Origin of the sequence: Desulfotignum phosphitoxidans DSM 13687 (genome assembly GCF_000350545.1) — a bacterium.
Classification (GTDB): domain Bacteria; phylum Desulfobacterota; class Desulfobacteria; order Desulfobacterales; family Desulfobacteraceae; genus Desulfotignum; species Desulfotignum phosphitoxidans.
Window position 1 is genome coordinate 122056 of the sequence record NZ_APJX01000010.1, and the last position, 20304, is coordinate 142359.

19 protein-coding genes, 1 tRNA gene and 1 riboswitch are annotated in these 20304 nt (G+C 52.1%); of the genes, 13 read left to right on the top strand and 7 right to left on the bottom strand.

Going from position 1 to position 20304, the window contains the following annotated elements:
* Positions 1–23: 23 nt before the first annotated feature.
* The 4 genes from DPO_RS18840 (at position 24) to DPO_RS25275 (ending at position 1988) form a co-directional block, all read left to right on the top strand.
* Positions 24–860 (top strand): lytic murein transglycosylase, encoded by an 837-nt coding sequence (locus DPO_RS18840; RefSeq protein ID WP_236609997.1) that lies wholly within the window; start codon positions 24–26, stop codon positions 858–860.
* A gap of 11 nt (positions 861–871) precedes the next feature.
* Positions 872–1081: a PLDc N-terminal domain-containing protein gene (locus tag DPO_RS18845; protein ID WP_006967924.1), complete on the top strand. Its 210-nt coding sequence runs from the start codon at positions 872–874 to the stop codon at positions 1079–1081.
* A 51-nt stretch (positions 1082–1132) separates the two neighbouring features.
* Positions 1133–1207, top strand: a tRNA-Glu gene (locus DPO_RS18850).
* Between the two features lie 514 nt (positions 1208–1721).
* Positions 1722–1988, top strand: coding sequence for a hypothetical protein (locus DPO_RS25275; RefSeq protein ID WP_006967926.1), 267 nt, complete (start codon positions 1722–1724; stop codon positions 1986–1988).
* A 71-nt stretch (positions 1989–2059) separates the two neighbouring features.
* Here DPO_RS25275 and DPO_RS18860 read toward each other — a convergent pair whose 3' ends face one another.
* From DPO_RS18860 to DPO_RS18875, 4 genes are all read right to left on the bottom strand, one after another.
* Entirely contained in the window at positions 2060–3250 is a 1191-nt protein-coding gene (locus DPO_RS18860; protein ID WP_006967927.1) for an ABC transporter permease, read from the bottom strand.
* The gene (locus tag DPO_RS18865; RefSeq protein WP_006967928.1) at positions 3225–3908 is read right to left on the bottom strand and encodes an ABC transporter ATP-binding protein; all 684 of its coding nucleotides are present in this window, start codon (positions 3906–3908) and stop codon (positions 3225–3227) included. The genes DPO_RS18860 and DPO_RS18865 overlap by 26 nt, the downstream gene beginning before the upstream one ends.
* 69 nt (positions 3909–3977) lie before the next feature.
* Positions 3978–5816 (bottom strand): HlyD family efflux transporter periplasmic adaptor subunit, encoded by a 1839-nt coding sequence (locus DPO_RS18870; protein WP_006967929.1) that lies wholly within the window; start codon positions 5814–5816, stop codon positions 3978–3980.
* Positions 5801–7342 (bottom strand): TolC family protein, encoded by a 1542-nt coding sequence (locus DPO_RS18875; protein ID WP_006967931.1) that lies wholly within the window; start codon positions 7340–7342, stop codon positions 5801–5803. The genes DPO_RS18870 and DPO_RS18875 overlap by 16 nt, the downstream gene beginning before the upstream one ends.
* Positions 7343–7631: 289 nt before the next feature.
* Between DPO_RS18875 and DPO_RS18880 the strand changes: the two genes are divergently transcribed.
* The 3 genes from DPO_RS18880 to DPO_RS18895 all read left to right on the top strand — a co-directional run bounded on the left by DPO_RS18880 (position 7632) and on the right by DPO_RS18895 (position 10821).
* Entirely contained in the window at positions 7632–7994 is a 363-nt protein-coding gene (locus tag DPO_RS18880; protein ID WP_152427735.1) for a hypothetical protein, read from the top strand.
* Between the two features lie 21 nt (positions 7995–8015).
* Positions 8016–9665, top strand: a complete 1650-nt coding sequence (gene lnt, locus DPO_RS18885) for an apolipoprotein N-acyltransferase (protein WP_006967934.1) — start codon at positions 8016–8018, stop codon at positions 9663–9665.
* 637 nt (positions 9666–10302) lie between these two features.
* Positions 10303–10821 carry a rubrerythrin family protein gene (locus tag DPO_RS18895; RefSeq protein WP_006967936.1) on the top strand — a complete coding sequence of 173 codons (519 nt, stop codon included), beginning with the start codon at positions 10303–10305 and terminating at the stop codon, positions 10819–10821.
* A 430-nt stretch (positions 10822–11251) separates the two neighbouring features.
* On the opposite strand, the gene DPO_RS18900 is transcribed toward DPO_RS18895, so the two are convergent.
* On the bottom strand, positions 11252–12646 hold the full coding sequence (locus DPO_RS18900) for a multiheme c-type cytochrome (protein ID WP_006967938.1): 1395 nt from the start codon (positions 12644–12646) through the stop codon (positions 11252–11254).
* 57 nt (positions 12647–12703) lie between these two features.
* Complete coding sequence (locus DPO_RS18905; protein WP_006967941.1) at positions 12704–13267, bottom strand: cytochrome c3 family protein; 564 nt, start codon at positions 13265–13267, stop codon at positions 12704–12706.
* Positions 13268–13407: 140 nt separating this feature from the next.
* Positions 13408–13511, top strand: a riboswitch (TPP riboswitch).
* An 83-nt stretch (positions 13512–13594) separates the two neighbouring features.
* Here DPO_RS18905 and thiS point away from each other — a divergent pair.
* The 4 genes from thiS to thiE are packed head-to-tail and all read left to right on the top strand — an operon-like array spanning position 13595 to position 16850.
* Entirely contained in the window at positions 13595–13792 is a 198-nt protein-coding gene (gene thiS / locus DPO_RS18915) for a sulfur carrier protein ThiS (protein ID WP_006967945.1), read from the top strand.
* A 2-nt stretch (positions 13793–13794) separates the two neighbouring features.
* Positions 13795–14568: a thiazole synthase gene (locus DPO_RS18920; protein WP_006967946.1), complete on the top strand. Its 774-nt coding sequence runs from the start codon at positions 13795–13797 to the stop codon at positions 14566–14568.
* A 4-nt stretch (positions 14569–14572) separates the two neighbouring features.
* The gene (thiH, locus tag DPO_RS18925; RefSeq protein ID WP_006967947.1) at positions 14573–15691 is read left to right on the top strand and encodes a 2-iminoacetate synthase ThiH; all 1119 of its coding nucleotides are present in this window, start codon (positions 14573–14575) and stop codon (positions 15689–15691) included.
* A 1-nt stretch (position 15692) separates the two neighbouring features.
* Entirely contained in the window at positions 15693–16850 is a 1158-nt protein-coding gene (gene thiE / locus DPO_RS24700) for a thiamine phosphate synthase (RefSeq protein ID WP_006967951.1), read from the top strand.
* Positions 16851–16889: 39 nt separating this feature from the next.
* On the opposite strand, the gene DPO_RS18935 is transcribed toward thiE, so the two are convergent.
* The gene (locus tag DPO_RS18935) at positions 16890–17741 is read right to left on the bottom strand and encodes an epoxyqueuosine reductase (RefSeq protein WP_006967955.1); all 852 of its coding nucleotides are present in this window, start codon (positions 17739–17741) and stop codon (positions 16890–16892) included.
* A gap of 202 nt (positions 17742–17943) precedes the next feature.
* Between DPO_RS18935 and DPO_RS18940 the strand changes: the two genes are divergently transcribed.
* Entirely contained in the window at positions 17944–19419 is a 1476-nt protein-coding gene (locus DPO_RS18940; protein ID WP_006967956.1) for an efflux transporter outer membrane subunit, read from the top strand.
* 152 nt (positions 19420–19571) lie between these two features.
* Positions 19572–20291, top strand: a complete 720-nt coding sequence (gene prxU, locus DPO_RS26185) for a thioredoxin-dependent peroxiredoxin (RefSeq protein WP_152427737.1) — start codon at positions 19572–19574, stop codon at positions 20289–20291.
* Positions 20292–20304: the final 13 nt, after the last annotated feature.

Sequence of the window (20304 nt, forward strand, 5' to 3'; positions counted from 1 at the left end):
ATGTTACGAGATGTTTCTTTTTCATGCTTGTTCTGTTCTGTCTGGCTCCCTGCGTCATTGCCCAGCAGCCTGCCGCGGGCAATGAATTTGATGCGCTGAAGCAGCGGCTGATCAAGGATGGATTTGCCCCGGAAAAAATTCAAAACATTCTGACAAAAGACACGGTTTCATTCTCACCTGCCGGGGTTTCCATGTTTTTCGTCCATTCCGAATCCAGCTTGAATTATGACCAGTTCCTGTCCAAAGATTCCATTGCCAACGCATTTCAATACATGGCGGATCACAAAAAAGCCCTGGACCAGGCCCAGGAAATATATGGTGTGGACAAAACCGTGATCACCGCCATTCTGCTGGTGGAAACCCGTTTGGGCAACTACCTGGGCAACCAGACGGTCATCAATACCCTGGCCACCATGGCATCTCTGACTGATGAGACCCTGCGGGAACGCATCTGGAATGCCATCCCGGATCAGAAAAAACCGGAAAAAGACACTTTTCTGAAAAAAGTGACCCTGCGCGCCAAGTGGGGATATGAAGAACTCAAAGCCCTGATCCGATACACGGACCGCGAAGGCGTTGACCCTAAAACCATTCGGGGCTCTTACGCCGGTGCCATGGGGATCCCCCAATTCATGCCCTCCAATGCCCTGACTCTGGCAAAAGACGGCAACAATGACGACAGCATCGATCTGTTTGATCACAGTGATGCCATATTTTCCGTGGCCAATTATCTCAAACATCATGGATGGGACCCCGGCATCTCCCGGCAGCGCCAGCACGAAGTCCTGTTTCGCTATAACCACAGCAACTATTATGTGGACACCCTGATGAAAATATCGGACCGGCTCAAGGAAGGCTGAAAAATATACCCATGAACAACATCATTCTGATTATCCTGTTGATTTTCGGCATCTCTTTAGGCCTGACCATGCTGGCTTTAGTGGATATTATAAAAAAAGATTTCGGTTCCCCGAAAATCAAAATCCTGTGGCATTTTATCGCACTGATCCCATTGATCGGATGGCTCATCTATCTGATTTTCGGCTATCGAAAGGGCCGGAAAAAGTCGTTTACCGCATAAATTTCGTTGACTTTTTCCCCGTTCCGGTATAGGAATAATTTTTTCAACAGTGGTCCCATCGTCTAGTGGTTAGGACGCCGGCCTCTCACGCCGGTAACCCGGGTTCGAATCCCGGTGGGATCACCATCTATAGAATCAGGGCTTTTAGTGTTTTCCAGCAAGCCTTTATAACTGAACTATAAAAATCAATTTCTCACCAATTTAATGCTGTTGAAAAGGAGGTAGGCATCTTGTGCAATAAAAGAATAAAATATGCGCTGGTATTCGGGGTCCTTCTTTCTGTTTTTCTGATTACCGGCATGAGTCAGGCGGGAGGACCATTCAGGGACGTCTTGTTCCAGACCTTTTGTTCTTCCCTGCCCTATCAGGAGAAGGTGGGGTGTAATGGCTACCTCCAATATCGTATCCAAAGAGGAAGAGACCGGGACAAAGCGCTTGAATTATGCGTATGGGGATGCGGGCAAGTATTGATTGACCCTGTAAAAATTGAAGATTGCCGGAAAGGCTGCAGGACAACCAACCAGAAAGACAACTGAACTGTTGCTTTCTGCATATGACAATCTGGTTTGGTTGGTTTCTGGTGCCAATATGTTTATATGAAATTTTATGCTAAAACCTGACGGCTGAAGGCTTTCATCATTTGTTGCGCCCGGCAGTGCACAAAGCCAGTGTGAGTATCGAGGGCTTGGAGCAGCCTTTCTCATTCGTTCAAGTCACGGTATACTACCAAAACCAGGAGGGTTTGAGCAGCCAACAGACTTTCCCGGTCCATGTGATGTTTCTGAAAAAAGCCGAACTCACTTCTGAAAAAGAGGGCTTTCAGGTAAAACAGATTCCTTTTGAATGCACCAGGGGCAAGGTGCAGATCGATGCCCGCCCGGACGGTTTTTCTGGCAGCTGGAAGTAATCCATAAGTCAGGTATGTGTGAAAGCACAAGCCTTACGATACAATGCGTTCTGTGAATATGCCCCTGCTGATCAGTCTGATCTCAGGGCTAAAATCGGACTGAGGCGGGCAGCCTGGCGGGCCGGATAGATTCCGAAGAATACTCCGACCCCGACAGCCACGCCGACGCCCAAAATCATGGCTTCATAGCATACAGAAAACTGCCAGTTCGCGTAATAGGAGATGATCCACGAAGCGCCGACCCCGATACCCACTCCCACAAAGCCACCGATAACGCAGAGCAGCACCGATTCGATGAGGAACTGGAAAAGGATATCTTCCTGCCTGGCACCAAGGGCCCGCCGGATACCGATCTCCCGGGTCCGCTCCGTGACCGACACCAGCATCACGTTCATAACCCCGATGCCGCCCACCACCAGAGAAATACTGCCGATGGTACCGAGAAGCAACGTAAAAAGCCGCATCTGCTTCTGCATCTGATTGATCAGTTCCTCTGCGCTGCGGACATCCACAGGGATGCTGTCATGCCTGTTAAAGTAGGATTTGATCTGGCCTTCAATGACATCATGGGGCAGATTTCCATGGGTCCGTCCGATGATATTCTTGATCTCGGCATCCCGGAACAGGCGCTGGAGTGTAGAGATCGGCATTAGTATCCCTTCGTTGATCTCATAAGGACGCATCCCGCCCATGGGAACCTCCTCCACCACTCCGATGATGGAAAGATATTTTTCCTTGTACAAAATCCGTGTCCCCAACAATTGCCTGACACCCTGGGACTTGAGCATCTTTTCAACTTTAGTGCCGATCACACAAAAGAACATGTGCCGGTCCAGGTCGTGGATAAACCGCCCCTCTTTCATCTTGAGCTTATTAATTTCCATAAAAGCCGACGTTACCCCCAGTGCGGGCAGTGTTTCTTTTTTGCCCTGGAATTTAAGGGTTTCATAGGCTGAGGAATAAGGAGCGACCTGACGAATCCCCGGGCAAACTTCCGGAATCCCTTGAACCACTTCAAGAGTCAGTATTTTCTTTCTCCCGACGCTCTGGCCGCCCCTGGAAAAGGACTCGGAGATGGTAATCACGTCCGTCCCCATCTCCATGAAATGCCGCAGCGCTTCCTGCTGGACAATGGTGCCCACCGAAACCATGGCAATGACCGAGCCGATACCGACCACAATGCCGATCAGGGCAAGAATAGATCGCTGTTTGGCACTGACCAGGCTGTTAACCGCTTCAATGATGTTGGGCTTGAGGATCATGGATGATGCCGTCCTGCATTCTGACATACCCCTTGCACTGCCGGGCAATGGACATGTCATGGGTGATAACAAATATGGTGATGGCCTCATCCTGGTTGAGCCGGACAAAAAGATCCATAATCTCCTGACCCACCTGCTGGTCCAGGGCGCCGGTGGGCTCGTCCGCCAGGATGATGGACGGCGTACCCACCAAAGCCCTGGCAATGGCCACCCGCTGCTGCTGACCCCCGGAAAGCTCAGTGGGCCTGTGATGTTCCCTGTCCAGCATACCCACCTTTTCCAGGACCTTTCGTGCCGCCCGGATCCGCTCCCGCTCAGGGCTTCCCCGGTAAACCAGAGGCAGGGCCACATTCTGGAGGGCCGTCAGCTTGGAAAGCAGGTTGAATTGCTGGAAAACAAAGCCAATTTTCCTGTTTCGGATCTCGGACAGCGACTTGTCATTCATTTCAGCCACAGGCTGACCGTCGAGGATATAGGTGCCTGCGCTGGGACTGTCCAGCAGTCCGATGATATTCATCAGGGTGGATTTGCCGCATCCGGACTGACCCACGATGGAAAGCAGCTCCCCGGACCGGATGCTCAGGTTAACACCTTTGAGAACTTCCACGGACACGGGCCCCATCTGGTAAGATTTATGGATATCCCTTAATTCAATCATAAGGCTTTTTCTGACTGACTCCTTATCAGTTTTGGGATTGAGCCCGAATTATGGCGGGACAGCCTTTTATCAATTGCGCAAAAGCTCCCCGTGAGATCTCGAGGGACCGCCCATCAAGGGCTGATAATAGACGAGATCTCCCTGGACCAGGCCCTGGACCACCTCCACGGCATCCAAAGTGGTCAATCCGGTAACGATCTCCCTCTCCAGCAAATCCCCTGCCTCCAAAACCTTGACGAATTTCCTGGTGCCCCGAACCTCGACGGCGGCCAGGGGCAGAACCAGGGCTTCTGGATTGTCATAGACCATGATTTCAAGGTTGGTGGACATCCCCAGACGAATTTTTTCGCGGTGCGCCGAAGTCAGGTTTTCAATGGCCACGTCCACATCAAACATGGGCCCTTCATTCCCCGTGGATACGGCATTGGACGAGATATGTCGAACACGGCCGGTCAAGGGAATGCCGGCAAAGGCATCCCCGGCCACCCGGACCTTCTGGCCGAACTGGATTTTACCGATATCGATCTCGTCCACCTTGGATTTGACTGACAGCCCGTCCAGATTGCCCACGGTCAGCAGGACTTCCCCCTGACTGACGGATAGCCCGGGTTCCAGAGTCTTGCTGCCACCACTGCCTTTGCCGCTGTTCTGCCGGGCGGGTTTGAGAATGATACCGGATACCGGGGCATCCACCCTTGACCTGGACAGCTTTTCCTGAATCTCTTCCAGGTTGACCCGGGCATTGGCCAGTTCCATCCGGGCAATGTCCACGTTTTCTTTGCTTCCCTTGTCCAGGACACTGGCCAGAGATTCTTCAGAAGCCTTGAGATCCATCTGCTGGTTGGTGAAATCCGATTCAGCCGACTTGAGTTCAGACCCTGCGATGATGCCTTTTTCAAAGAGAAGTCGACTCTCCTCAAGCTTACGGCGGGAAGCATCCAGGCTGATCCTGGTTTTGGTAAAATTTCGTTTGGCATTAGAAACTTCAACACTTTTTTCCCAGTCCAAAACCTGCTTGAAACTCTGCTCAGCCTTGATATAAGAGGATTTGGCCTGCCTCAGCTCCACTTCCAGCCTGGTGGTGTCCATGAGGACCAGGGGGGCGCCTTTTTCCACCTTTTGGTCATAAATAAAATATTTTCCCTTGATCTTTCCTTCAAAAGGCGCCACAACATTGATCTCTTCCAGAGGGGCGACGGATCCCGACAGGGAGATAGCGGCTGTCAGAGGCTGTTTCGTCACCGTTGCCGTAACCATACCCTGGCCGGGCACATGTGGACCAGCGGTTTCGCTTGAGAAAAGAGCAGAAGACAGATCCCCATTAAACCAGAGAAAACCGGCCGTTCCGGACAACCCCACCACCACAGCAAAGACAATGAAGAACCGGATCCATTTCACCTTTTTCAAGGCCCTTTCAAGACGTCTCTTACTCTCCTCCATCTGGAGAAATGCCGCAGAAAGCTCGTGATTCAGGGCCTTTTCCTTTTCCCGGCTTCGGCTGATCTCCGTGATATCGTTAAGTACGACCACCACCCCATCGCCTCCTTGGTCGGTCCCCGCCTCATCCTTGCCCTTCCCGTCCGCACCGGCCAGGGTTTTGAGATAGGAGGTGGACATGGAGATCACCCGGACATCCCCGTCCTTGCGGGTGAATTCCATGGTATCGGTCAGGCCCACGCCAGATTTGTAAACGGCATTGAGAATGGTATCACAAAAGAGGTCGTTTCCCTCCATATCCATCATAAAGACCTGGCCAAAGGGCCTGCCCCGGACCGATTCAGGGTCCATGTCCAGAATCCTGGCTGCTGCATCGTTGAACAGGATGACCTCCCCCTGGGTGTCCAGGGCCATGACCCCTTCATCCATGCTCTCGACAATCTGCTGATAAAAGGCTATTTTCCGGGCCATCGGTCATATTCCTTGTTATAATCGATCCGCCAGGTTTTCAGGGTGGTGCTCAGGATGGTATCCAGGGCCGTGAGTGCGTTCAGGTAGTCGACCCTGGCGTTGAGTTCCGCATTCTGCCTGTCCACAAGATCATTTTGAAAGGAAACCAGCTGAAAGTTGGTGGTCCTTCCCAGGGTCAGCTTCTCCTTTTCCACGGCCAGTTTTTTTTCAGCCAGTTTCCTGGAGCGCTCTGCCATACCCACCTGTTTGAGCCGGGTTTCCACTTCACGGACCGCGTCCCTGACCTCCAGGGCGATATTCTGGCGGATCTCCTCAAGATGGATTTGCGTTTGTTTCAGGGAGGTTTCAGCCGAAAGCAGGGTCTGTTCCCGTGTCATATCTCCGTACAGGGGAATCTGGAGATTAAGGCCTACCTGCCAGGCATGGTTGTCCATATCGGCTGATATCCGGTGGTAGTTATCCCTGTATGTATATCCCGAAACCAGGTCAAGTGCCCATTTCTTATTGTCCCGGGCCAGGACCAGGTTTATTCGGGCCCGGTCAACAGCCATTTTCGCATTCAAATAATCCGATCGATTGGCAAAGGCCAGGGCCAGGCAGTCGTCAAGGTCCGGGTGGACCGGTGACATGTCGGTCTCTTCCACTGGCAGAATCTGGGTGTCCTGAGGTAGGTCCAGCACTTTGAGCAGGGAAATTCTCGCATTGGCCATGCTGTTCAGGGCCACCTCATGGGAGAACTCCTGGTTGGATACATCGGATTCACTCTGGATAATTTCATTGGCCGGCATCCGGCCCAGGGAAATAAGCAGCCGGTTCATTTCCAGGTTGGCCCTGGATCGTTCCAGGGAAGCGCTGCTGATATCTAAGGATCGCACACTTCTGGCATAGGATCGGAACGCCTGGATGGTGCTGTTGACCGTGGAAATGATGGTATCCCTGTGGCTGAGGAGATTGGATTGTTCGCTTAATTCAGCCAAGGTGACCGATGCGGTGTTCACTGCCACCCCGGCGCCCTTGAGCAGGGGGTGGGAAAAATTGACGGTCCAGTTGTTCGCGGCAGAACGGTTCTCGGCGGATCCGCTGCTGTTAGAGAGTTCGTCTGCGCGGCTCCAGGAAAAGGTGAATGTTCCGCCGGTCTCAATACGCTTGGAGGCCGTGGCCGTAGTGGTCAGGCTCAGGTTCGACGATGATTCACTGGTGCTCGGGTCCGATATCTGGGCTTGTGAACCGGAATATCCGGCTGTGGCATTCAGGTTCACATCCGGATTGAACTTGTCCCGGGCCACGGCCAGATCGAATTTCTGGACCACCCGGGTCAAAAAAGCGCTTTTGATGGTCCGGTTGGACCTGAGTGCCACGTTGACCGCTTCGGCCAGGGTCATTTCCATGGGAGCGGCACCTGCGGCCTCTTCTTCCAGGGAAGACAGCTTTCCACCAGCCAGGGCATGACCGGTCATAAAGAAAAGGACTGATACAACCACAACAAAGACCATGCGCATCTGCGAACCATAGGGGTTTTTTCTCATAAACTCATTCTCATATCACCGACCGAAAACCCATTCCGTGTATTTTTCAGCCACAGAAACTTTTCGGTTAACCTTGTCTTGCTGCTTTTTTGTATCAGGATGTACTATCCCGTCTACACCATGTCAAGGCATGACTCGAAAAAGATGAGACAGACTCCATAGTTCCAATTTTTGATGAATGGTAATGATTTTTTCTTGTCTTAAATTTTAATCTGATATAAATAAAAAATGGTGAGCTTATATAAGAGAAAGTATAATGGAGTAAAAGATGAAAGAAAGAGGAAGGATCATGCATCACATGTGTAAAAGGGTTTTCATTGTCGGAATATTTTCAGCCATCATGATTCTTTCAGCTCATCCGTCTAATGCCCAGAGCAATCCGTCGGCTGAGTCATGCATAGATCTTGGAATGATCGACGTGCAATGCTTCAACTGCGCAACCGGCGAGTACCTGGGAAAGATCAACGTGCAGGCAGCATACGACGACTGGAACAAGGATTGCCTGCCGAGCAAAGACCAGGCCCGCAGCCGGTGCTCCAACGCTTACGGGATTCCGTTAAATGACGTCGGCATGAAGTGGCAGTACAGGATCGGCTTGACCGATTGGAAGAACTATTCTCCCCGGAACAACTGCCCCTGTGCACAATGGTAAGGGACGAGTGATCCCATCGAATTGCCAGGAATTGCCGGCACGTTAAAATCGTCTTGGTTGCGATTAATCTCGATCCTGTTTTCCACCTTGTTGGTTAGCTGCTGCCTTCCTTCCGCAGACTATCCTTTGCTTGCCTTTGTCTCTTTAGTCCCCCTGGCTTTGGGTTTACGTAATGTAAGACCTATCCAAGGCTTGCTTCTGGGGCTGATTTTCGGTTTTTCCGCCTGGCTGGTTTCCACCTGGTGGACGATAAACGGCCTGATGAACATGCTGGACTGGTCTGTTAAGGCAGCCTTGGCAGGTCTGTTTTTTTTATGTCTGTATCAGGCCCTGCCTTATGCGCTGTTTGGTCTTTTATGCGGCTGGGTCAACAATAAAAAGCTGAAAACCGGCCCCTTTTTTTGCGCCTCGTTGCTGACTTTTCTGGTATATCTTCTTACTGAAATTTTTCCGGGTTCCCTAGCCCATGCCCTTTATTCCTGGCCAATAGCCATCCAAACTGCGGATCTGGGTGGCGTGCATCTGGTTCATTTCTTTTTGCTGCTCTGTAACTGGCTGCTTGCGGATATTCTGGTTCGGCTCTACCGGCAGGAAAAAATTCTGCCGGTTTGTGTTTTTCTTTTAGTCCTGCTGGCTGGAATATTCATCTATGGTCAGCACCGGATTAATCACTTCCATACTCTTGCCGAAGACGCCTCATCCGCTGAATTCATAAACATTACCTCCATTCAGCCCAATATCCCCATAAAAGGCTATGAGGGCATTGCTCTTGATGGACCTTTTGCCGGACCCACCGGGGCGCTGGTCAAGGCCACCCGGCAAGCGGCAGAAGAATTGCCAGACACAGACCTGGTTCTCTGGCCGGAGGTGCCTAAATCTATCAATTGTGCTTGTGAGGATTTTCAAATGCAGGGGGTAGCCGCAGCCTCTGTAAAAATTGAAGCCCCTATTCTTTTGTCTTGTAATGAGTTTGATTATGGAAACAATCCCTGGATTGACACCACAGGCGAACAATTGAACGGAACCGGGCGACATACACAGAAAAGCCGAAAGATAGACAAAAAATACAACGCCCTGTGGCTGGTTGGACAAGATACCTGCAGATTGGCCTATCGAAAAGTCAAGCTGGTACCTTTTGGAGAACGAACACCTTTTCAGGACCTTTTTCCCTGGCTTAAAACTTATCTGGGCCGAAAACTGGAATTTTCCCCGGGCAATGGCCCGTCTCTCATTGATTTGCCAGGAGGAAAACAAATCCAGCCCTTAATCTGCTATGAAGGCGGATTTCCAGGACTTGCCGCCCAGGGAGTCGCTTCAGGTGCCCAGGCGTTGATCAATGTCTCAAATGATGCCTGGTTTGACTCGGCCAAAGCGGCTGAATTTCATCTGGCTCTGAGTCTCTTTCGGGCAGTAGAGCAGCGCAGGCCACTGGTGCGCTGTACAAATTCCGGTTTTGGGGCACATATCGCTGCGACAGGGGAGATACTTGCTCAATCATTGACTCCCATGAATGAACGGACAGCAAGGCAGGCAAAACTATATTGTCCTGAGCAGAGAACACCATATTCATGGATAGGAGATGCTTGGCTCTGGATTTTGGCAGTAATTGTTTTCCTCATCAAGGCGGCTGTATTTCAAAAAGGCTTTATCCGGCAAAAGAACCCAACATAAAACAGCAAAAAATCCTGTCTGACGGGTTCAATCTCTTTATCAGGACACAATAACTAGTGGTTACAATAGTCAGGATACCAGCCTCTGTATGTCGTCCCTCCCATGGAATGGCTCCATTTGCACCCTGTTTCAGAAAGTTCGCGTCCATAGAATTCCGCGCACTTCTGGCGTGCCTCGCGATACCTCCGGCCGCAATCTCCGTAATCCGGATCATACTCAGCCTTCACTGTAATTAGCCCCAGTTTCTCTCCGGTCTTGCAAACGGTGCATGTAACATCGAGCAGGCCCATCTCATTGCAGGAATCCACCGAAGGCTTCTGTCCGGCGAAAACCGGCCCGGCAAAAAAAACTGCGATCCACAGAGTGACGACGGCGATGGTGCATAAACTGGACATCTCTTTTAGGATTCCTTCTTTAATCACAATCTTACCTCCAAGTAAAAGATACACTTCAGGCAGGAAACACGTCTCTAAAAAAAGACCCAATCCAAGTGCCCAAAACATTATTATGTTTACAATACGAAGACACTTTGTGTCAACGCTTCCTTTTGGCATTGATTTTAACCTGAATCTTGACTTATTTTGCAAGAAATTTTAAATGACATTGGGTGAAGGAATAAAAAAACAAAGGATAACAGATGAAAGAAAAAACGCAAAAAAATGTTCAAACCGCATTTGTAGGGGAAGCCAAAGCTTATTTCCGGCTGCTGGCCTATGCTGACAAGGCAGCGGAAGAGGGAAACCAGCAGATAGCACTTTTGTTTCGTGCCATTGCCGAGGCGGAACGGGTGCATGCCACGCGCAATCTTAATTTATTGAAAGATATGATTGTCAAAGATACGGACACCAACCTGGAAGCTTCTTTTGAACGGGAAAAGTCCATCAGCACAAATGAATATCCGGATTTTCTGAAAGACGCGGAAGATGACGGTGAAAATGCTGCGGCAATCGTGTTTTCCCAGGCCCGGGATGCGGAAGAATATCACGCCAAGTTGTATGAGCGCGCCATTTTCCAGTCCATGAAAAAAGATGTGAATGCCTATCAGGTCTGCCAGGTATGCGGCTATGTAACGGATAAAAAAGCACCCAAAAAATGCCCGGTATGTGGTGCGCCAAAGGAAAAATTCAAAACCGTTGCGCCGGAAATGGTGGGCTGATCATCGGATCGTGCCGAAAGCCGGAATGCTGTTGCTGGATGCAAGCGGTATCTCACGCCACCCAGACGCGTGAGGCAGGTATGATCACTCTGCCTTTCAGTATGGTTCAGGGAAGCTAAGACAAACTGCTGCCAGGTTATCGGTTCCTCTTTTTTTCCTGTTTTTCCTGCTTTTTTTCTTTCGCTGTTTTTTGTGGTTTTTTCTTTACCGCTTTTTTTGCATCTTCTGATTTGGACATTGGGTCTACCTCTCTTATATGTGCTGAATTTTTTATGATAATATCATTGACCCCGACCGAATACAAACGATAAGACGGATGACCGCATAAAAAAAATACAGAAAAAATATCTCACATTTATTGAACTGAAAAATGCCAAAGCCGCCGTTCAAAATCGATTGAACGGCGGCTTTGGTTTATGGATATTGACGCTTATTTGAAAATTTTCTCAGGTTTGGTCGGATCTCCCGTGGCGTTTGGAAATTCCCTGGCAATGTGCGCTTTTTCATTGGTTTCAATTAAATGGTCGGCTTCTTTCATGAAATTGGTGAACTGAAATTTGCATTCATAAAACCCGTGCCACCACGCATAGTCCGGGGCCATCATCATGGCGCCCATCCGGGCCCTGCGGCCTTCATGGTGCCAGAGTTCATAGAAATCGAGTTCCAGCTGTTCATCAAAAAATTTCGTTTTGTCCAGCAATCCTTTTTCGTAAAGCACATCCAGTTTTGCCTTGGCCGGTTTGTAATACACTTCATTGTATTCTTCCACGGCCCTGTCAAACCCGTCATAAAAATCATTGATCCAGGAATCCCCATGGCAGGCGCTGCAGACGTTTTTCATTTTGTCACGTTCTGTCTGCCAGTCGGTTGCGGCCGGAAACGGTTTGAAATCCTGGGGGCGGACCGTCAGCGGGGCCTGGGTTTCCCATGACAGTCTTTCCGTGACATCATGGGTGGTCAAAACCTCACCACTGCCGCTCATATGACACCCGGCACAGGTGGGGGCCCGGTAGTCCAGACCCGGGGTCCAGGTACCGCCGGCCGCATCAAAATTATATTCATCCTGATACGCATGGTAGATGGTGCCGTGTTTGGATTCTTCATAAATTTCGATCTGGGGATGATCCGGCCCCAGATGGCACTGGTCACAGGCTTCGGGCCGGCGGGCTTCCGCCAGTGAAAACCGGTGGCGGGTATGACACGACGTACATGATCCTTTACTGCCGTCCAGATTCAGACGTCCCACCCCGGCATTGGGCCAGGTGGCCGGGTCGATTTTGCCGTTGTCATCGATCTCAATCACTGTCCCGTGGCAGTTGAAACAGCCCGTCTTGCGCTCATTATCCGAGTTCATGCCGTCATTGAGCCAGGGATCGATTTTCCACATGATTTCAATGGTATTGGCATGCTTTGACTTGCTGTACTGCATGGCTTCATCCGGGTGGCACCGGGAGCAGTCTTTGGGCGTGACAATGGATGCAATATCCATTTTGTATTTATCTTCTCCCCAGGGCAGATCAGAGCGGCCATAATATTTGACATGGTCCTGGGCGATATCCTGATCGCCGGGTTGCACCAGGTGACAGTCAAGGCAGGTGATGTTGGCATTGGCGTGCCGGCTTTTGGCCCAGTCGGCAAATATCCCCGGGGTGGTCTCCCGGTGACATTCGATGCAGGCCTGGGCTTCGGGCGGCACGCTGCGCTCAATCCGGTATTCCTTGACTTTGGCATAATTGGGCTGGGCAGGTGCAATCGCGACAAAACCGGTCCACATCAAGGCCGTTGTCAGCGACACCAGTGAAAAATAGACCTTCAGTCGATTCATAAGCTATGCTCCTTTCTTTTAAGTGACCCTTGAAAAATTTAAGGTTTCATCAATTGTTCACAATTGTCGCAATCCCTTGGCCTGGTAGGGAACCTGCCGGGTTTGACGAAACATGACCCGGCCTCTGTCCGAATGCACCAGGTCATAATGGCAGTCAATACATTTTTTTTCATACCCGGGTTTCGCATACACCACGGACCGGTGTGCCAGCATGGCCCCCCGCCGGGTGGGCATATGCAGTAAATTTCGATGACATTTTTCACATTCGCGGTTATTGAACGCCTCATAAGCCAATTCGCGCACCGCGTTGCGATCATATTCTTTGCCGGAAAAATGCACGACAACATCTTTCAGGCCATGGTAGGTTTTGGCAAAGAAAAAATCAAACGTATCCTGAGGCGCCGGTAAATGGCAGTCCATGCAGTCAACGACCACCCCTGACGCGTTATTGGTGTGAGTGGAAGATCGCCAGGCCACCACGGCCGGTTTGATCTCATGACATGAGGCACAGAATTCAGGCGTGGAAGTACGCACCATGGTGTAATACGTCATGCTGAATAAAGGGAATGCGACAATGATTCCGATCCCGACCAAAAGCGCTGTAATAAGAGATTTTTTCATGAGGCCTCCGGTGAATGATTAAACCCAATCAGCCTTTTTTCTCATTTATTACTATTATTCATAGACCTTGAGACAATGGCCTGTCAATAAAAATTTTTTCATGCCTTTGACACCCGTCGGAAATTGGGCTATATTTTCCCGCAGTTCACTGGGGGTGCCGCCACCGGCTGAGAGAAGCATCTGCTTCAACCCTTGGAACCTGATACGGGTAATACCGGCGTAGGGACAGTGCAAACACACCAGTAATGGTTTCTTTTCTTCTCCGCATTCCCGTTTCATTTTTCCTCCCTCAGGTGAACCTATGGACTTAAACACTGTGGAGGTTGAATGAAAATCAGATTAAACGGCGATGAGACGCACACCCAGGCATTAGATCTTCTCGCCCTTGTGAAAGCCCGAAACCTGGATCCGTCATCACTGGTCATCGAGCACAATCATACCCTGGTCCGGCAGACGTCCTGGGCTGAAACCCGGCTGAAAGAAGGGGATACCATTGAACTTTTATCATTTGTGGGAGGGGGATGAAAATGGCGGATACACTGACACTGGGCCACCGAAATTTTACCAGCCGGCTGCTCACGGGCACAGGGAAATTTGCATCCAACGAACAGATCAGACCCATGCTTTCGGCCAGCGGATCTGAAATCATTACCGTGGCCCTGCGCCGGGTGGATCTTCAGGCATCCCCTCAGGACAATATCCTGACCCATATTCCGGATCATGTGACCCTGCTGCCCAACACATCCGGGGCCAGAACGGCTGAAGAAGCCGTGCGCATCGCCCGCATCGCCCGGGAGGCCGGATGCGGGGATTTCATCAAAATCGAGGTGATCACGGACATGCAGTATCTGCTGCCCGACAATCATGAAACATTGAAAGCCGCCGAAATTCTGGCCAAAGACGATTTCATCGTTCTGCCTTATGTGATGCCGGACATCACCATTTCCCGGCAGCTCTATGATGCAGGGGCCGCCGCGGTCATGCCGCTGGGATCTCCCATCGGTTCCAACCGGGGCCTGGAAATGAAACCCATGATCCAGCGAATCATCGACACCAGCCGGCTTCCGGTAATCGTGGATGCCGGGATCGGCCGGCCTTCCCAGGCGGCCGAAGCCATGGAAATGGGGACGGATGCCGTTCTGGTCAATACGGCCATTGCCACGGCCCGGGACCCGGTCCAGGCGGGCAAGGCCTTTTCTTTGGCCGTCACTGCCGGACGGATGGCATATCAGGCCGGCATGGCCGGTTCCAGCCGCCGGGCCCGGGCATCGTCTCCTTTAACCGGATTTCTACAGGAGTAAACCCATGTCTTTTTCCACACTGGCTGACGCGTATCAATCCTTTGATTTTTCAGCCTGTTTCCATTCCGTACACGCAAGCGAGGTCCGAAACGTTTTAGACCGGGCCGGCAGCCAGGCCCCGCTGGATACCCGGGATCTGCTCACTTTGCTTTCACCGGCGGCCCAGGACTTTCTGGAACCCATGGCACAGATCGCAAAAAATCTGACCTGTCAGCATTTCGGCAAAACCATCAGCCTGTATGCGCCCATGTATATTTCAGACTTCTGCTGTAATCACTGCACCTATTGCGGATTCAATGCCAACACCCGTTTCCCCCGAACCCGGCTGACCCTGGAACAAATCGACAGAGAAGCCAGAGCCATTGCCGACACCGGCATCCGCCATATCCTGATCCTCACGGGCGAAGCCCCAAAGAAAACACCTTTGTCCTATCTGGAAGACATGTGCCGGATCATGACCCGGTATTTTTCCTCCATTGCCCTGGAAATATACCCCATGACGGAAACCGAGTACCGGGGGTTGAAACAGGCGGGGGCGGATTCTCTGACCGTGTACCAGGAAGTCTATGACAAATCCATTTACAAAGCCGTCCACCCCAAAGGCCCTAAATCCGATTACACGTTTCGTCTGCTCACCCCGGAACGCGGGGCTGCCGCCGGTTTCAGGGCCGTGAACATCGGTCCCTTGTTCGGGCTGGGAGATCCGGCATCCGAAGCGTTTATGGCCGGGCTTCATGCCCGGTACCTGGAACAGACGTATCCCCATGTGGAAATTTCCCTGTCTTTGCCCCGGATGACCCGGGCCGGGGGCGCCATTTCACCGAGACATCTTTTATCGGACCGGCAGTTTGTTCAGACGCTTCTGGCCTGGCGGCTGTTTATGCCCCGCCTGGGGATCACCCTTTCCACCCGGGAATCCGCGGCTTTCAGGGATCAGCTCATCCATTTGGGGGTTACCCGGTATTCGGCCGGCTCCAGAACGGATGTGGGGGGATACCATGTACATACCACCGGCACCACCGTGCAGTTTGAAGTAACGGATACAAGGTCCGTGAATGAGGTGGCAGCCATGATCCGACACAGCGGGTATCAGCCCGTGTTTAAAGACTGGGAGATCTTTTAAAATGAAAATCGGTATTGCAGGCGTTGGCGGCATCGGCTCCAATGTGGCCCGGCACCTGGCCCAGGCCGGAATGCCGCATCTGAAGGTGGTGGATTTTGATGGGGTGGTCCCGGACAATCTGAACCGCCAGTTTTACTCAATGGATCAGGTGGGCTGCCCCAAAGTGGACAGCCTGAAACAGAATCTGCAAAACATCCATCCGGCCATTCGCGTGGAAACCCTGAACCTCAGGCTGGGACCGGACAACATGGCCCGGATCTTCTCGGACTGCGATGGGGTGGTGGAAGGGCTGGATGATCCGGGTACCAAAAAACAGTTGATGGAAGCACTGGCGGATGCGGGAATTCCCGTGGTATCAGCCTCGGGTATAGCCGGACAGGACATGGACGGCATTGCTGTCCGGACCATGGGCAACTGCCATATTGTGGGGGACTTTTCCACGGATATCGCCCATGCCCTGCTGTTTCCGCCCAAGATTGCCATGATCGCGGCCCGAATGGCCCAGATCGTTTTAAAATTGAAACAAACCATTTTCCCCAAAGGTATTTACGGCATCCTGGGAGAGGCTTTTTCTTTGGGCCGGTCCAATGTGACCATGGCAGAGCAGCTGGTGGACACCGGCATCGATATCCTTCAGTACCGGGAAAAACCCGGAACAAAAGACCGGAAAACCATGCTGGAAGAATGTGAAAAAATCCGGAAGATCACGGCAGATGCCCATGTGCCGTTTATCATCAACGATTTTCTGGATATTGCCATGATCATCGGCGCGGACGGGGTCCACATGGGACAGACCGATCTCCCCGTGAGGGCGGTGAAGCAGCTGGCGCCACGGCTTTTGGTGGGCTGCTCCACCCATTCCCCGGCCCAGGCGGCACAGGCGATGGCGGACGGGGCCGATTACATCGGGGTGGGGCCCTTGTTTGCCACCCAAACCAAAGAAGATGTATGCGAAGCCGTGGGTCTTGAATACCTGGAATATGTTTCAGCAAATTTAGACATTCCGTTTGTGGCTATCGGCGGGATCAAACGGCACAACCTGGCTGACGTGGTGTCCAAAGGCGCGAAAACCGTGTGCCTGGTCACAGAGATTATCAGCGCCCGGGATATCGGAAAACGGATGCAGGAGATCCGGCAGGTCATGCAACGCGTTTCATGACCCCTGTCCGCAGCCGTTCAGGCAGTGACATAGAACAGATCAGAGTCCGGTACCCGCTGGGATCCCCCGGACATCGGATCTGCCAACCTTTGCACCGGAAACAGACGGGGCTTTGAGGCTGCAGGGAAGCAGCACCTGACATTTGGCGCACACATGGGTGGAAGGATCCATGTCTTTGAACGTATCCAGGACGGCCAGGTTCTCTTTGAGCCGTTCCCAGCATTTTTTCCGGTCAATGCCGGTTTCCGGGGACACGGCCCCCACGGGACAGCGATTCACGCACATGAGACACGCCTGCCCGTTTTTATGCAGGCAGAGTTCCTTGTCTTGCACCACCGGGCTGTCGCCGAGATCTGCATCCGTGACCAGGCTTCCCAGGCGCCCGGTACACCCGGCCGGGGTAATGAGCTGGGCGTTCACCCCGAACCGTCCCAGCCCGGCAAGATATCCCAGGTGTTTGTGGGACCAGCGCGCCATCAGTTTTTCATGGTCAAAATTATGGGTGGCAGGCACCAAGGCACAGGCATATCCCCGGTCCTCCAGAAACTGCTGGAGACGTTCACATAAGCGGTTGATCAACGTATTGGTGGTCTGATAAGCCAGGCCCCAGTTCCGGCACGGCCTGTCGCCGTCATGGTTTTCTTTGGCCAGGGCTTTGTTGAACGGCACAAAAAACACGATCACACTACGGCCGCCGGGCAGCAGTTCTTCAGGAAAGGCATGATCCGGGGCCGCAATTTCCGGCAGAACCTCAAACCGGTCATCCGCCTTTGCAAAGGCGGCCAAAGGCTTTCGCCAGTAATCCGGTACCTGGTGTGTTTTTGAATACTCCTGAACATAGGTTTCAATCATTTTTCTGATATCATCCGGTGTGATCGAATCCGGCATCATCTTTCCACCTCTCATCTGGTTTTCATTGGATATGTAAAATACGACAAACAACGTATTAAAAGCAAAATGTTTTTTTCAGATATGATTTACCCGGGCATGAATCGGTATTTTAAGTTGACAAAGACAAACGGCCTGTCCTATATGCAGCTGAGAGCAAAAAAACTTATGACCGCGCAAATCATTGATCAAACCGGGGTATTGGATGAAACAGCACACCGTCTTTTTTCCACAGAAAATCCTTTCCATTCTTTGCCGCCTGATTGTCATCTCCGTGCTTCTGGCAGGCTGCAACACGGCTGTGGGACCTGAATATCAGTCTCCTTCCCCGCAGTTGCCCGAAACCTGGCAGATCACGGAAACGGCAGACAATCTATCTTCGTTCGAGCCCACCGCCCTGTTTGATGAATGGTGGCGCGTATTTGATGATCCGGACCTGACCCGGCTGGTGGAGGATGTGAAAGAACAGAACCGGGACCTGGCCGCGGCAACGGCCCGGCTGGACAGCTATGCCGCCGCCTATGGCGTGGCCCGGTCCGGACTGATGCCCATGATCAACGCCCAGGGCGGCATCAGCCGGGAGCGGGAATCCGAACGGGTCCGCAATCCCGCCAACCAGTCCATTGCCGGGAATCCCACCTGGATGTACCAGGCCGGTTTTGTCATGTCCTGGGAAATCGATGTGTGGCACAAAATCCGCCGGAGCATGGAAGCGGCCCGGGGGGAGTGGGACGCATCCATCCAAGACCGCCGCAATCTCATGGTGCTGCTCCAGGCCCAGGTCGCCTCCGAATATATCATGCTGCGCACGGCCCAGCAGCGGTACGAATTTGCCCAGAAAAACGTGACCCTTCAGAAAGAAACCCTGGAACTGGTTCAGGACCGGTTTGATGCCGGGTTGACCGGTGAACTGGACGTGCACCAGGCGAAAATGAACCTGGCCTCCACAAGGGCCCGGCTGCCGGCCCTTAAAACCCAGCAGACCGAAGCCTTGAACGCGCTCAGCCTGCTGACCGGGCGCCTGCCCGGTGAACTCAACCAGTTGCTGGCCCCGAAATGGATTCCCATGGCGTCTGCGCTGCCTGAAATGCTGCCGGCGGAACTGGTGCGCAACCGCCCGGATATCCGGGCTGCTGAACGTCTGCTGGCGGCCCAGACCGCCAGAATCGGCGTGGCCAACGCGGATTTTTACCCGGCTTTGACCCTGGACGGCCTGTTTTCCCTGGTGTCCACGGATTCCGGGGAGTTCTTTTCGTCTGCCGCGCAAAAACACAGTATCGGCCCCTCTTTCACCTGGCCGGTCTTCACCGGCGGGTTGATCAAAAGCCGGGTTCAGATGGAACAAGCCGCCACAAAGGCCGCCCTGGCCCGGTATGAACAAACCGTGCTCACGGCGTTCCGGGAGTGCGAAGACGCTTTGGCCGCCTATATCAATGAAGGCGACACACTGACCGCGCTGAACCAGGCCGTCGCATCCACCCAAAAGTCGGTGGAACTGTCCCAGTCCCTGTATATCACAGGTCTTGTCAATTTTCAGAACGTCCTGGACATGCAGCGCCAGCTCGCATCTTTTCAGGACCAGCTGGCCCAGTCCATGGGTCAGTCCGCTGTCGGACTGGTGGCTGTTTACAAAGCATTCGGCGGCGGATGGGAACCTGAAACAGATCGTCTGACACCATAATTTTTGTATTCCCCGCCATTTGAAGCGACAAATTTTCAGGGATTGCCCGTTTTCATTTGACAAAAAATAGGATCTTATCCTATCTTGATTTTGACATTAACAACTTCGGATATAGAAGTCCTGATGTCCAACAATCAAGTAAGGAGGTACATATGGCAGAAAAACCTGCTGTGGGATGCAAACGTCCTTCAGCCAAAATTCAGAAACCGCCTGAAGAAACCACTCCACCTGAAACCGTTACAGAAAAAAAGGAATACGCCATGATTCAGATCGGACAGAAAGCACCGGATTTCGCTGCACCCGCCTATTACAACAATGACTTCACAACCATTCAACTGTCGGATTACCTGGGAAAATGGGTGGTCCTGTGCTTTTATCCCGGTGATTTCACCTTTGTCTGAGCCACGGAAATCTCGGCGGTCGCCGAGAAAAATGCAGAATTCGAAAAATTGGGTGTCCAGGTGCTGTCCGTGAGTGTGGACAGCATGTTTGTCCACAAAATGTGGATGGACAAGGAACTGTCCAAAATGGTCACGGCCAAGACCGTGCCGTTCCCCATGCTGTCGGATGGCGGCGGCAGTATCGGCAGAATCTACGGGGTATATGACCAAGAAGAAGGCGTGGACATCCGGGGCCGTTTTTTGATCGATCCGGATGGTGTTGTTCAGGCCTATGAAATGGTGGCCCCGCCCGTGGGACGCAATATTCCCGAAACCCTGCGCCAGATTCAGGCATTCCAGCTGGTCCGGGAAGGCAAAGGCACCAAAGCGACCCCGTCCGGGTGGCAACCGGGTAAAACCGTTCTGGAACCCGGACCCGACCTGGTGGGCAATGTCTGGAAAGTGTGGACGGTAGACAAAGCGTTTGATTGATATTGAATCTGCC